The sequence below is a fragment of the Paenibacillus sp. FSL F4-0122 genome, assembly GCF_038002845.1.
Taxonomy (GTDB): Bacteria; Bacillota; Bacilli; order Paenibacillales; family Paenibacillaceae; genus Paenibacillus_AQ; species Paenibacillus_AQ odorifer.
In genome coordinates this window covers 2,911,013-2,924,505 of record NZ_JBBODI010000001.1, presented here as the reverse complement: position 1 = coordinate 2,924,505, position 13,493 = coordinate 2,911,013, and the positions used below count along the sequence as shown (strand labels likewise).

The 13,493-nt window shown below is 38.0% G+C and carries 13 protein-coding genes and 1 pseudogene; all 14 read right to left on the bottom strand.

Annotated elements, in window-relative coordinates; translation table 11 throughout:
• Window positions 1-52: 52 nt before the first annotated feature.
• The 14 genes and pseudogenes from MHH49_RS12440 to MHH49_RS12375 all read right to left on the bottom strand — a co-directional run bounded on the left by MHH49_RS12440 (window position 53) and on the right by MHH49_RS12375 (window position 13,482).
• Window positions 53-772 (bottom strand): heptaprenylglyceryl phosphate synthase, encoded by a 720-nt coding sequence (locus tag MHH49_RS12440; RefSeq protein WP_094902717.1) that lies wholly within the window; start codon window positions 770-772, stop codon window positions 53-55.
• Window positions 773-998: 226 nt separating this feature from the next.
• Window positions 999-1,865, bottom strand: a complete 867-nt coding sequence (locus MHH49_RS12435; RefSeq protein ID WP_036678660.1) for a phosphatidylinositol-specific phospholipase C/glycerophosphodiester phosphodiesterase family protein — start codon at window positions 1,863-1,865, stop codon at window positions 999-1,001.
• Window positions 1,866-1,973: 108 nt separating this feature from the next.
• Window positions 1,974-3,380, bottom strand: a complete 1,407-nt coding sequence (locus MHH49_RS12430; RefSeq protein ID WP_036678658.1) for an undecaprenyl-phosphate glucose phosphotransferase — start codon at window positions 3,378-3,380, stop codon at window positions 1,974-1,976.
• Window positions 3,377-4,276, bottom strand: a complete 900-nt coding sequence (locus MHH49_RS12425) for a glycosyltransferase family 2 protein (protein WP_051491035.1) — start codon at window positions 4,274-4,276, stop codon at window positions 3,377-3,379. The genes MHH49_RS12430 and MHH49_RS12425 overlap by 4 nt, the downstream gene beginning before the upstream one ends.
• A 162-nt stretch (window positions 4,277-4,438) precedes the next feature.
• Complete coding sequence (locus tag MHH49_RS12420; RefSeq protein ID WP_036678654.1) at window positions 4,439-5,467, bottom strand: glycosyltransferase family 2 protein; 1,029 nt, start codon at window positions 5,465-5,467, stop codon at window positions 4,439-4,441.
• Between the two features lie 62 nt (window positions 5,468-5,529).
• Entirely contained in the window at window positions 5,530-6,957 is a 1,428-nt protein-coding gene (locus MHH49_RS12415; RefSeq protein WP_036678651.1) for a DUF6056 family protein, read from the bottom strand.
• An 18-nt stretch (window positions 6,958-6,975) separates the two neighbouring features.
• Window positions 6,976-7,425 carry a GtrA family protein gene (locus tag MHH49_RS12410; RefSeq protein WP_081383742.1) on the bottom strand — a complete coding sequence of 150 codons (450 nt, stop codon included), beginning with the start codon at window positions 7,423-7,425 and terminating at the stop codon, window positions 6,976-6,978.
• Window position 7,426: 1 nt separating this feature from the next.
• Window positions 7,427-8,353, bottom strand: a complete 927-nt coding sequence (locus tag MHH49_RS12405; RefSeq protein WP_036678648.1) for a glycosyltransferase family 2 protein — start codon at window positions 8,351-8,353, stop codon at window positions 7,427-7,429.
• A 140-nt stretch (window positions 8,354-8,493) separates the two neighbouring features.
• Window positions 8,494-9,357, bottom strand: a complete 864-nt coding sequence (gene rfbD / locus MHH49_RS12400; RefSeq protein WP_036678647.1) for a dTDP-4-dehydrorhamnose reductase — start codon at window positions 9,355-9,357, stop codon at window positions 8,494-8,496.
• A gap of 24 nt (window positions 9,358-9,381) precedes the next feature.
• Window positions 9,382-10,404: a dTDP-glucose 4,6-dehydratase gene (rfbB, locus tag MHH49_RS12395; protein ID WP_036678645.1), complete on the bottom strand. Its 1,023-nt coding sequence runs from the start codon at window positions 10,402-10,404 to the stop codon at window positions 9,382-9,384.
• Between the two features lie 30 nt (window positions 10,405-10,434).
• Complete coding sequence (gene rfbC, locus MHH49_RS12390; protein WP_036678644.1) at window positions 10,435-10,986, bottom strand: dTDP-4-dehydrorhamnose 3,5-epimerase; 552 nt, start codon at window positions 10,984-10,986, stop codon at window positions 10,435-10,437.
• Between the two features lie 19 nt (window positions 10,987-11,005).
• Window positions 11,006-11,635: pseudogene (locus MHH49_RS12385) on the bottom strand (sugar phosphate nucleotidyltransferase).
• Window positions 11,632-12,771, bottom strand: a complete 1,140-nt coding sequence (locus tag MHH49_RS12380; protein ID WP_036678642.1) for a DegT/DnrJ/EryC1/StrS family aminotransferase — start codon at window positions 12,769-12,771, stop codon at window positions 11,632-11,634. The pseudogene MHH49_RS12385 and the gene MHH49_RS12380 overlap by 4 nt, the downstream one beginning before the upstream one ends.
• 24 nt (window positions 12,772-12,795) lie before the next feature.
• The gene (locus MHH49_RS12375) at window positions 12,796-13,482 is read right to left on the bottom strand and encodes a PglD-related sugar-binding protein (protein ID WP_036678641.1); all 687 of its coding nucleotides are present in this window, start codon (window positions 13,480-13,482) and stop codon (window positions 12,796-12,798) included.
• Between the last annotated feature and the right edge of the window lie 11 nt (window positions 13,483-13,493).

The window sequence follows — 13,493 nt, the reverse complement described above, 5'->3', positions numbered from 1 at the left end:
GCTCCTTTCCAAAAATGAAATTACAAATCATAAGTAGTCCATAAGCTAGCCGCTACTCGAACTGCTCTTGCACCGTCTTTTTAACAGCTAATACCGTACGAATTGCCTGCTCTACATCCCGATAAATAATATTGCCGACAACTACTGTATCACATAGAGCTGCTGCCTGCTCGGCCTCCGCCTCACAAGTAATGCCGCCTCCATAAAATAGTTGGGCTTGCTCCACCATCTCACGCACGATACGTACTGTCTCCATCTCCCCAAATCTACCGCTATATTCAAGATATACTATTGGCAGAGACATCAGCTTGTCCGCAACCTGGGCATACGCAGCCGCCTCTTCAGCATTAATGGTTGTCTCGGCCCCTGTAATCCGCGCAACTGAAGAATCACTGTTCAAAACGACGTAACCTTCCGTTAGCAGCTGATCCCATGGGATCATAAATCCATAACGCTCTATAGCTCGACGATGATGACCTACAATCCAAGCTGGATCGGGTGTATTTAGCACCATAGGAATCATATAAAGATCAAATCCGGGTACAGCAGCTTCAAGTTCGGATACCTCGAGTGCACAGGGCAGCTCAAAACGTCTTACTCTTGATAAGAGATCTACTGTATTCTCATAGGTTACTCCTGTAGAGCCCCCTATCAATATGGCATCCGTGCCGGACAAGCAAACAGCCTCCAAATCCTCATCAGAAATCATACGATCCGGGTCCAACTTAAACACATGCCGCCAAGGTTTGATCATTTGCTGTACTGATTTCATGAGAATCATCCTTAATTGTCATTTGGGCAAGACAAAACACTCCTGCCGCCGCAAAAGATATAGATCTAGTCTATGCCAGCACAGGAGGTGTGTCAATTTAAAGCGAACAAAAATACGAACATTTTTTCGCATATAAATTTTGGGTCCCCGCAAAGTACCTGAATACGCATCTGAGGAAAGCAGCACTTTGCAGGGATATATTAGTTGTAATGAGTGGAGAAAGATTTCAGCGTATACCTCTGAGGTTATTCAAATCATTTTCAGGCACAAAATCACTATAAAATCCGTCTACACCCATACGAGATAGCTCTCTAATCTCATCCTCTTCATCCACTGTATGAACGTATACACGAGCTCCAATATTTTTTAACTGTTTGACAAAACTCTTGGTGGCCCGGCTAACTGGCATCGTAATATCCACACCTGTTTTTTTAACAAACTCAATAACTTGTTCATCCGTATCCTTAGATTGGTACAGGGTGTAAAGCACTTCTGGAAAAGAATACACCTTATTGATCTCATCAAGCATCGGCTGATTGTAGATCTGTGGAACTATCCGCTCCAACAACGCTGGATCCCGACGCTGCGCCGCTTCGGTCAGCAATGTAAATTGCTTCTCTATAAGTTCCGGTTGGATTTCTTTGGTATCCGTAACGATATAAGCATCTGGATAATTCTGCATTAGATCAAGCACCTTCTCAATATCAAGGGGAGAGTATATATTCAGGATGGGGCTGTCCATAAATTCCTCGTAATCTAGTGCCACACCCTGTTTATTAGCAGGGAGAACCTCCAACTGACCTAAAAGCTTGCTCATATTGCCTGTCCATTCATGCCGAGCAACCAACTGATCATCCTTCGATAGCAAAAAATCAACTTCAAATACGCGAGTGCCCCGTTCATAGTTAGCGACAAATGCCTCCCAAGCATTGGTATACGCATAGCCGTTGATTCCCCCCATGGCATGTGCAACGATTTTGTGCGCTTCAAAGCCGCTCACGGGTTGCTCTTCCTCTTTGTTCAACGTTATTACAAATATCATTATTAGTGCGACAATCATTACTACGGTTGCAATAATCTTTTTCTTATTCATAGTTGTGAGTTTCCTTTACAAAGTTTAGATTAGAAATTTAATACCCCGCTCTGCCAGTGGCAAAACGGGGTATTATTAAAATTTCACAAATCTAAATAAGTGCAGGTCTCAATATGCGTTTTTGTTAACGAAGCCGTTGCGAATCGTTTTGAAAATAATTCGAATGTCGAACAGTAAGGACCAGTTCTCGATATAGAAAATATCGTGCTTAATCCGTTCCTCAATTGAAGTGTCCCCGCGCAGCCCATTGCTCTGTGCCCAGCCCGTAATTCCTGGACGCACATGGTGCTTCACCATATACTTCGGAATTTCATCACGGAATTGTTCTACATAAAATGGTCGTTCTGGCCGTGGGCCAACTACACTCATATGACCCAGTAACACATTAAAAAATTGCGGAAGCTCATCCAGACTTGTCTTACGGATAAAGGTTCCAAATCGAGTTCTACGAGGATCTTCCCGCGTACTCCAACCTGTATCCTCTTCCCCGTCCTGCTGCATCTTCATTGAACGAAACTTATACATCATAAAATTACGCCGATTAAGTCCCACCCGTTCCTGCCGGAATATAATCGGTCCCGGTGAGGTAAGACGTACGCCGAGAGCTACGATCAGCATCACGGGAGATATCATAATAATCGCGAATAGAGAGAACACGATATCAAACAAACGTTTTGCCATCTTATTCCCCGTCATATCCAGTGGAATATCACGAACATTAATCATTGGCATACCTGCAAAGTTATCAAAGTAAGGACGAGCTGGTAAATAATCGAAGAAATCCGGAATAATCAATGTGCGTACCCCTGCTTTTTCACAGGCCGCAATAATCGAAGAATATTTAGAATGTGCATCGAGTGGCAAAGCAAGAATAACCTCGTCCACAGGCAGCATCTCCAGCATTCCGGATAACTGATCGACCGTTCCCAGAATCGGTTTATACCGTTGCTCCTCAATCCCGTCCCAAGTATGGTAATCGTCTAAAAAGCCAATGGCTTCATATCCAAGCTCAGGATATTGTTCCAAATTGTTGTAGAATCTTTTACCAAGAGTACCTGCGCCGATGATAAGTACGAACTGGCGGTTCAATCCTTTTTCCCGCAATGATTTAAGCATCTTCTTCAGCACATAACGGTAAAGCATAATGGAAAGAACATTAAACCCCATATAAATAGCCAGATATGTACGGGAGATGTCAATTTCTTTCACGAAGAACATTAGACCGAGCAGGATGAAAATACTCATGATATGCACTTGGAAAATCTTAATAAATTCATCGACAAAACGTTTCTTACGCTTAGGCAAATAAAGCGATAAAAGGATACCAATTAAGACAGCTACTACGCCATAAATCATACTCCAATAAGCGTAAGACTCTACAGGCAGCGTGTTATAGGATTCCATCCATCCGCTCTTGAACTTGATCCACCAAGCCGCTAAAAAGGACAGTTGGATGACAAGAAAGTCAGCAACCATATAGAGCTGTGTCAAAAATTTCTGATTCCGCCGAATCATAATCTCACCTCAGTATTCTTATCTTTACGAGCGCCTGTTTCCATAGCAGAGCTAAGACTCTGTGCAGGTGATAGAACTGCTTTAGGAAAGATTAGGGCATTCCGCAAAAGGGACAGAGCAAACTTCACACCAACACCAGCATACACTGTTCCATTTATAATACTGTTGTACTTCCTACTATAATGCTTACGATGAAATAAAATCATTGCCCTGTGAAATTCATAGACGATCTTGAACGGTCTATGTCTGGCACTGCCGCCTTTGAGATGGACGATGGAGGTCTTCGGATAATAATAAATCTCCCAACCAGCCTCTTTAATACGATAGCACCAGTCTAAATCCTCACCGTACATAAAAAACTCTTCATCTAATCCGCCGACCTGATCAATCGTCTCCCGCCGCAACAGCATAAACGCACCCACCAGACAATCTATCGGGTAATCAAGATCAGGGTCCAGATAACCTAACTGGTAACCGTTAAACTTCGGTCGATCCGGAAACAACTTACTGAAACCAAAAGCATAATAGAAGGAAGCTGAAGGTGTAGGAAATCCTCGCTTACACGCTTTATCCAGCGACCCATCTGGCAAAATAATCTTACACCCTGACGCCCCAACATCGGGCCGACCATCCATAAAGGAGATCATCGTCTCCAGCGTGTCCCTGCGTACCACCGTATCTGAGTTGAGCAAAAGCATATACCGTCCGGATGAGGCTTCCATCCCCTGATTATTTGCACGGGCAAAACCGACATTGTCGTTATTTGCGATCAACATGACACTTGGAAACTCTCTACCAATCATCTCTACCGAATCATCATGGGAATTGTTGTCTATCAAAATAATCTCATAGGAATAGTTCGTTTCTGAGTCATATACCGACCTGATACAGTCCATCGTCAGGCGACACGTGTTGTAATTGACAATAAGTATGCTTACATCTACATTCACTGCGTAACGCTCCTGACAAATATAGTAATCTACCGACAATTATTATAACATAAAACCTCCCTGAGAGGAGGTGACCTTTCAGGGAGGTTTTTCCAGATACTGTTTGATTTACGTGTTCTTTCGCTCTTTTACGATGGTCTGTATATATTTTCGTTTCTTTTTTAACGCTGGGAGCTGAGTGAAAAAGGATTTCCACGCTACGATTAACTTCGGCTCTCTCAGAAGCATATAACCATGAGCGGCAATTTCATAGGGAAGGGAAATCAAGATTGTCTTCAGCATAGTTCGAGCCGATTCATTCTTGTAGATCATTTTGTAGCGATTAATGTAAGATATTCGCCGGATGAACATTGGTTTGGTACTACGGCCAGACGTTTTCCACCCACGTTCATGATACCCAATTGCCTCAGCATCATAATACCCCTGCCAGCCAAATAGCTGGGCTCTCCAAGCCACATCCACATCTTCCTTATATGCAAAAAAATCTGCATCAAAAAACTCCCCATCAACACTAACGTCTTCAATCATCCGCCGAGAATACATCGCCGCTGCCCCAGATACACCAAATACTGTCCCCGACTGTGTCCATTGTTCTGCTGACTCACCCGCACCACGGTCAAACGCACGACGTGCTTTGTTCATCCGAAGACCAGTGCTATCCACTAATCCGTGATCAGCCTTTAGCAAAAGCTTACCTGTGGCGCTGCCAATTAAAGGATTTTCCTCCAGCCGTGTAACTAATCTAGATACGTAATCCTTCGCTAGTATCAGATCTGGATTTAGGACAAGTACGTAGTCCGTATCTGTGACACCGATAGCCTTATTGTGAGCATGGGCGAAACCAGTGTTACATAAGTTCTGATATACAAACAATTGTAGGTCAGTGATTTCAGATGATTTTTTATCAATATTTAAGATTTCCTCATCCGGGAAGATAGCCATAAGGGGTTTACCCATAGGATCGACAAAGCTTGATGCTCCTCTTAATTTCTCTATAGTATCATCTGTAGAGTTATTATCCACAATCACAATACATTTTAGTGGATAATCCTGTGCAAGGACTGCCTTTAAACAATCTACAATATCATCAGTACTATTATATGTTACTAGTTGTACACTAACGGTTTTGGTAAGCATGATAATCCTCAGATCTTTATGATGTTGACATTATTCAAGATTTTTTTTCAAATTTGTTCTTATCAATAAAGAATGATATAAAAAGTGAGATGCCTCAGTGCCAGAAAAACTAAAATAGCTTCATAATAAATCCAAATTCTAAATAGAGCTTTTGACTCTGTTATAGTATTTAATAAAACAGAAAGTAAAGTCGCTAGTAGTATTAATAAGAGAATGTCAGTCGCATAAAAAACTCTATGCCCTGAGGCATAAATAGTTGGTGAAAAACTAATGACAATACTTGAGGCTAAAGCAGCCATATAAAAGAGAACACTCACAATTGTTATCCTAGAATTTCCAAATAACTTCACAATAGACAAGGCAATACAAAGAAAAACTAGTAAGCCCAATAATATCGAAACATTCATACTTACTGATTTTGAATTATAATCACTGAATATTTTGGGGAGATCATATAAATTATCAAACATAGAAATTTTATTGCTTTTAATGAACATTTCAAGAGTTTGATCAAATGCCGTAGTAACATTCCCTGGTCTGCTTTTTGCAGAAATTATGCGTATACCGAAATATGCCACCGGTACTAAGGACATTATTCTATACATTATTCTTTTATTTTTTGTGAACATCAATATTGTAATGAGTAATGAGATTATAAACATTATAGAACTAGCCTCATTAACAAGATGCCAAAGACTATAAAACAACCCATAAAATAATTTCTTAAACACGGAAAACGTTTCATATTCCGGGAATAATGAAGCTTCCGAGGTAAATCTTTTGACATTCCCAGGTGCTGTATAACCTATAATAGCATTAATTATGACAACTGCTAAAACAAGCATAGAAGGTATATGTATTTTCTTTTTCTTAAGAGCAGAAAGTAAAATTAGAATTGTGCTAAAAGTAATCACAATCGCAGCTATTTGCTCTGAGTATGCAGCATATATCCCAGCCAATAAATTAAAAATTATTAACTTATTATTATACTCCTTCTCGAAATAATTATAAATTATAGGGATTAAACTAAATAAACCAAGAGCAGTAGGCCAAAGATAATTAAAAGATCCAGTAACCCAAATGCTACCACTCCAAAAAACTGCATCAGGTAATAAAAAAATGGACAGGCAAATAGATATTATCAAGTATGTCTTTTTCTCTCTTCTATCTCCAGTTATGGCTAATACAATCTTATACATAGTTAAAAATAGCAAGATAAAAATCATGGTATTTAGTATTTTCCAAACAATTGGATCTAGAACTATTATACTTGTAAGGAAATAATTAATCATAATTCTGCCATTCCAATTTAAATAGTAATTTTTGACAAATTCAAAAGAACTCACCTCAGTTAGAGCCTTTTTAAATTCAATATCATCTGAAATATTACTATCCACATGTAGATTCACTATAAACATAATAATTGAAAAAAATATAAACAGTAATGTAACATTATATTTATTGGAAAACTTTTTTATATGATCTATCATATGTCAAATCCTTTACGATTATTTTCTAAATACTAATAAACGCTGTCCTAAATAGTTCAAAATTGTATATAACCCCATACCGAATAACATTGCTAGTTGTTCATTAGTTTCTATTGAAAACTTTAAAGAAAGTAAATTTATAATTTCTAGTATAAGGCGCTTAGATATAAGAAAACCAACTAAATAAGATACTGAGCTTACTAAAAAGAATTGAAAAAATGATTTGTAGTCGAAGTTACCATATTTAAAAGTAAAGGTCTTGTTTAAGAAATAACTAATAACCCCACCAAATAAATAGCTCAATGCACTTGAACTCCAGTATCCAAATCCAAAATAATTATACAACAGGAACATAGTAATTGCGCCCAAAATTGTATTAAATACACCAACGAGTAGGAACCTTATGAGCTTATTATTAGTTAGTTTCATACATACCTCTTGTGTCTTTTCCACAACTATATTTTTCATGCTATCCTTCTTGTTTTACTATATATATTGGACGCCCTTTTGTTTCCAGATAAATATTCGCCAAATAATTCCCTATAATTCCAGTGCAAAAAAGTTGAATCCCTCCAACAAAAAAAACTATAGATGCTAGTGAAGGCCAGCCAGTTACAGGATCACCCCACAATAAAGTTTTAGAGATAATAACCAAAATAAGAACAAAAGAAGCAAAACAAAAAAACAAGCCTATTAATGAAGAAAGAGCAAGCGGAACAGTAGAAAATGCGACAATTCCTTCAATCGAGTAAATAAAGAGCTTCCAGAAAGACCACTTAGTCTCACCAGCTACCCTTTCAATATTTTCGAATTCAAACCATTTGGTTTTAAAACCTACCCAACCAAAAATACCTTTTGAAAAGCGATTGTATTCTCCCATTGATAATACCGCATTAACCATTTGACGAGTCATTAGTCGGAAATCGCGCGCTCCATCAATAATTTCAGCCTTTGATATTTTTTTTACGATTCTATAAAACATTCTTGCGAAGAAAGAACGTATTACGGGTTCACCATTTCTAGAATTTCTTCTTGTAGCAGCACAATCGTATCCTTCCTCTTTAATAGACTTAAGCATGTTAGGAAGGAGTGCTGGTGGATCCTGCATATCCGCATCCATTACTGCAACATAATCGCCTTTGGAATATTTAATACCTGCATATAAAGCTGCTTCTTTTCCAAAATTCCGTGAGAAAGATATAAATCTAACGCGATTATCTGAATTAGCAAGATCTTTAATAATATCTAAAGTGTTATCAGATGACCCATCATCCACAAAAACAAATTCAAATTCAACCTCGTTCATTAATTTAGCAATCCGTATTATTTCATTATAAAAAATAGGAAGACTTTTCTCTTCATTATAACAAGGGATACAAATGCTTATAATCTCCATAATTCATAACTCATCCTTTATATTTAATACTAATATGGCAGTTAACATTAATTAATTAACCCTTATTTAGTACCTAATACTAAATAAGGGCTATTCAAAGACCTAGTTCTCTTCCCGTTACGGGGATAATGTTACCACTATTACTTTTTAAGTTCTAGCAGAAAGCTTCTCAAACCTTCACGCCAGTGACGTATATCCTGAAAACCGTTTGTACGTATTGACAAATGCTCCATCACAGAATTACGAGGGCGTGGTGCAGGACGTATAAATTGTTCCGTAGAACACGGGTTAAGTTTGGCCGTAAAACTCAAATCCAAAATAGCCTCAGCCTCTACAAAAATCGCTTGTGTAAATTCAAACCAAGTACAAGAATCACTATTTGACGCATGGTATACACCATACTTCTCAGTTTGGATAAGCTCAAGCAAGAATTGAGCTAAATCGACTGTATATGTTGGCGAACCTTTTTGGTCATCCACTACCTGTAGTAATGGCTTTTCCTGACCAAGCTTTAGCATCGTTTTGACAAAGTTATTCCCATGCTTACCATACACCCAAGAAGTCCGCACGATAAAATATTTAGATGACAAGCTTTGAACTAATATTTCACCAGCTCGCTTAGACTTACCATAGATGCTTTTAGGATCTGTATTATCGTACTCATGGTAAGGCTGTGATCCTAAACCATCAAATACATAATCCGTGCTGATATACACCAGTTTAGCTCCAATTTTCTCAGTAGCAAGAGCTACATTCCGGCTTCCAGTTGCATTTATTAAATATGCAACATCGATGTCACTTTCTGCCGCATCTACCGCGGTATGAGCAGCGCAATGAATAACCACATCTGGTCCAAACCCACCAATAACTTGGATACATTGATCCAGATCAGTAATATCCATCTCCTGACGATCGCAAGCCAACACTTCGTGACCTTGATGCTGGAGCAGTAAAACTACGTCCTGACCCAGTTGTCCGGCCGCACCTGTAACAAGTACCTTCATAGCTAGTTTACCCCCGTATCAAAATTACAATGAGTCACCTAAACGATCACCATATTGCTGTTCAGCGTATTTTTGGTATTCCCCAGATTGAATACGGGTCCACCACTCGCGGTTATTGAGATACCATTGGATAGTTTCTTTAATACCTGTTTCAAACGTATGTTTCGGCTTCCATCCCAGTTCATTCATAATCTTAGTTGGATCAATCCCATAACGGCGATCATGACCTGGACGGTCTTGAACATAAGTGATCAAAGAATCAGGTTTGCCTAGTTCCTGCAATACCGTGTTTACAATATGCACATTCGTACGTTCATTATTACCGCCAATGTTGTAGACTTCGCCGTTCACACCCTTGTGAATAACCAGATCAATCGCGCTGCAATGATCCTCAACATACAACCAGTCACGGATATTCATTCCATCGCCATAAACAGGCAACGCTTGATCAGCAAGAGCGCGGGAGATCATGAGCGGAATAAGCTTTTCCGGGAATTGGTACGGGCCATAATTGTTTGAGCAGCGGGTAATATTCACTGGCAGTCCAAACGTTTCGTGATATGCACGTACTAGCAAGTCTCCGCCTGCTTTGCTTGCTGAATATGGACTATTAGGAGCCAAAGGAGTTTTTTCGGTGAATAATCCAGTCGCACCCAGTGATCCATATACCTCATCCGTAGATACTTGAACAAACTTAGTGATACTGTATTTTTTCGCCGCATCCAAAAGTACTTGTGTTCCAAGTACATTCGTCTTCACAAACACTTCCGGCTCTAAAATACTCCGATCCACATGCGATTCAGCCGCAAAATTAACAACGACATCCACACCCTGGCTAATCAGTTCATCCATCGCAGTAACATCTGTAATATCAGCCTTCACGAACGTATAGTTCGGATGATTCTCGATCGATTTTAGGTTCTCCAGATTACCTGCGTAAGTCAATGCATCCACGTTGACGATTTCGTAATCAGGATGTTGTTGCATCATGTACAGCACAAAGTTGCTGCCGATAAACCCAGCTCCGCCAGTAACTAACAGTTTCATTTATAACCCACCTTTTGTTCAATGAGATGTTTACATTTCGAAGTTTAACTCCGCATCCTTCAGTAAAGGATGACGTTGATCTTTATCCGATAATATCGCACTAGAAGTTGGCCAACCAATACCCAGCGCTGGATCATTCCATAATATGCCACGATCATTCTCAGGGGAATAATATTCGTCCACCTTATATAACACTTGGGTATTAGGTACTAATGTACAGAAGCCATGAGCGAATCCTTTCGGAACAAGCAACTGTCGCTTATTATATTCGCTAAGTATTACACCTACCCATTGCCCAAAGGTAGGCGAATTAAGACGAATATCAACAATCACATCGTAAATAGCACCCGATAAGACACGAATTAACTTAGTCTGAGATTTGGGATTAAGCTGGTAATGGAGACCACGCAAAACACCCACCTCAGCAGATAGGGAGTGGTTGTCTTGAATAAAATTATGAGTTATACCTAACTTGTTCATTATTTCTTCATTATAACTTTCCATAAAAAAACCACGATTATCACCATGAACCACAGGCTCTATTAAATTTGCACCAAACAGTTGAAGAGGAATTACCTTCATAACCTCTCCTCCTTCACCATTATAATTTCAGCTTACCGAACTCATTTCCAAACACAACAGATTGTGCTAGTTCATCCGCCTTAGCTAAGGACACATGCGTACCAACATCTGTCCACCAACCTTGCAGAATATCGTAGGTTAACTCATCTCTTACAATATATGCATTATTTACATCTGTGATCTCTAATTCACCACGTGCGGATGGCTTTAAGCTTTTAACTATTTCATACACATGACTATCAAACATATAGATACCGGTTACTGCGTAATTCGATTTTGGTTCAGCCGGTTTCTCTTCAGTTGAAAGAATTCGCCCATTACGAAGCTCTGGAACACCATTTTTTTGGGGATCAGATACTTCTTGAATCAATATTTTAGCCCCTTGTTTTTGATCAACAAAGTTTTGTACATATTGCGTAATATCATCTTCAAAGACGTTATCTCCAAGTATTACAACCATTTGATCATTACCAACAAATTGTTCAGCTAAATCTAAAGCTTGTGCAATCCCACCTGCTTCATCTTGTACTTTATATGTAAAGCATAAATGTCATAGGATATTTACCTACAGGAAGCAAGTGTTATTAGTAACTTTAGTCAAAGGAAATAGACGAGAACCAGTACCTCCAGCAAGAATTATGCCTTTCATAATGACCTTCTATGGATTATATCTATATTTTTACATATTAAATCAACTATGTCATAACTTAAATCAGGATATATAGGTAGAGTTAGGATGTTATCACTTATTTTCTTAGCATTAGGCAATTCAATATTTGAATACTCCTCTTTAAAACAACTATAATCAGTTGCCAATGGATAAAAGTATTTTCTAGTGAAAATATTATTGTCCCGAAGGATTTCATATAGAGTATTTCTGGATACTCCGTACTTTTCTTTATCAATTACAATAGGAAAGTAAGAGTAGTTATAAACTATATTTGACTTTTTGTAATCCAGAAGACTTATTCCTGGAATCTCCCCAAGTAAGTCTACATATCTTTCTGTTACCAATTTTCTTTTTTCAATATTTTCCTGAACATGATTTAAGTTCACGAGTCCCATTGCTGCTTGGAACTCATTCATTTTTGCATTATAACCAACAATTTCAACAGTTTCAGGACCGCTAATACCAAAGTTTTTATAAAGATCAATTATTCTTTTATATTCGTCATTTTTATAAACTAATACTCCACCTTCAATTGAATGAAAGAGTTTCGTAGCATGAAGACTAAACATCGAAATATCTCCGAACTGACTTATAGGTTTACCATTAATCTCAACCCCAAATGCATGTGCAGCATCATATAATACTTTTAAATTGTATTTCTGAGCAATCCTCTCAATAGCGTCTACATTACATGGAGTTCCAAATACATGTACGGGCATTATGGCACTCGTATTTTCATTAATAAGTGCTTCTATTTTGGTACAATCAATATTATAGTCACTTAAATCAATATCACAGAAAACTGGTTTTAAATTATTATTGACAATAGCATGAGTAGTTGAAGCAAATGTAAACGGAGTAGTTATAACCTCACCAGTGATCCCTAAAGTCTTAATGGCTGTTTCTAAAGCCATGTGTCCATTTACGAGAAGACTAACATTATTAATGGATAAAAAATCAATTAGCTTTTTCTCGAATTCTTGGTGCAACTCTCCATTATTCGTAATCCAAGAATTATTCCAGAGACGTTCAATTTCTGCAGTAAACTCCGAAAAAGGAGGCATATAAGTCTTTGTTACATTGACAGGTGTTTCTAATTTAATTAATTCATTCATTATGAGTTGCCCTCCACTTATAAATCATGTAGACATTTTTGTTGCAGCCTTAGAAATAACTATTGTAGAATCCTCAACATTCTTAATTATTATTGCCCCTAACCCAACAATACTTTTAACACCTATATTAGTTTTTTCTCTAACACAAGCTCCTGCACCAATTAATGTTAACTCACCTATAGACACATTCCCTGAGATGACTGCTGCAGGATTAATAGTGCAGAAATCACCAACTGTAGAATCGTGACCAATATTACAGGATCGATTTAATAATATAAAATTCCCTAGTTTCACATTAACAGTAAGATTTACTCCTGAACAGATTACATTTCCATACCCCATATTATTATTAGAACTTTTAGACAATTTAGAGAGAGGGTGTATTAAATTAGGAAAAACAATATTCGATTTATTTAAATCCATAATTTCTTGATATATCTTTTCTTTAATCTTTGGATCCGCTAAACCAATTATCACACCGATTACCGGGAATTTGTCGCTATACCCGGAAAATTCCACATTAGAAGTAATAATCTCTACATCTTCAATAGATTTACCAATTTCATTTGGATCATTAGTCACAAAACCAACCAAATGATATATATTAGTATACGAATAATCATTTATTTCATCTATTAAAGCTTTGATTTCTTTAGCACACCCTCCAGTACCATAAATAACAATCGGTAATCCATTCCACTCATTTAACATGCTTACCGGCT

What these genes read in the sequence shown, in the direction of transcription:
- MHH49_RS12440 (WP_094902717.1), bottom strand. Translation starts at nt 772, where the DNA reads ATGAAATCAGTACAGCAAATGATCAAACCTTGGCGGCATGTGTTTAAG.
- rfbD (WP_036678647.1), bottom strand. Translation starts at nt 9,357, where the DNA reads ATGAAGGTACTTGTTACAGGTGCGGCCGGACAACTGGGTCAGGACGTA.
- MHH49_RS12415 (WP_036678651.1), bottom strand. Translation starts at nt 6,957, where the DNA reads ATGATAGATCATATAAAAAAGTTTTCCAATAAATATAATGTTACATTA.
- MHH49_RS12435 (WP_036678660.1), bottom strand. Translation starts at nt 1,865, where the DNA reads ATGAATAAGAAAAAGATTATTGCAACCGTAGTAATGATTGTCGCACTA.
- MHH49_RS12380 (WP_036678642.1), bottom strand. Translation starts at nt 12,771, where the DNA reads ATGAATGAATTAATTAAATTAGAAACACCTGTCAATGTAACAAAGACT.
- MHH49_RS12375 (WP_036678641.1), bottom strand. Translation starts at nt 13,482, where the DNA reads ATGTTAAATGAGTGGAATGGATTACCGATTGTTATTTATGGTACTGGA.
- rfbC (WP_036678644.1), bottom strand. Translation starts at nt 10,986, where the DNA reads ATGAAGGTAATTCCTCTTCAACTGTTTGGTGCAAATTTAATAGAGCCT.
- MHH49_RS12420 (WP_036678654.1), bottom strand. Translation starts at nt 5,467, where the DNA reads ATGCTTACCAAAACCGTTAGTGTACAACTAGTAACATATAATAGTACT.
- MHH49_RS12405 (WP_036678648.1), bottom strand. Translation starts at nt 8,353, where the DNA reads ATGGAGATTATAAGCATTTGTATCCCTTGTTATAATGAAGAGAAAAGT.
- MHH49_RS12430 (WP_036678658.1), bottom strand. Translation starts at nt 3,380, where the DNA reads ATGATTCGGCGGAATCAGAAATTTTTGACACAGCTCTATATGGTTGCT.
- MHH49_RS12410 (WP_081383742.1), bottom strand. Translation starts at nt 7,425, where the DNA reads ATGAAAAATATAGTTGTGGAAAAGACACAAGAGGTATGTATGAAACTA.
- rfbB (WP_036678645.1), bottom strand. Translation starts at nt 10,404, where the DNA reads ATGAAACTGTTAGTTACTGGCGGAGCTGGGTTTATCGGCAGCAACTTT.
- MHH49_RS12425 (WP_051491035.1), bottom strand. Translation starts at nt 4,276, where the DNA reads ATGGACTGTATCAGGTCGGTATATGACTCAGAAACGAACTATTCCTAT.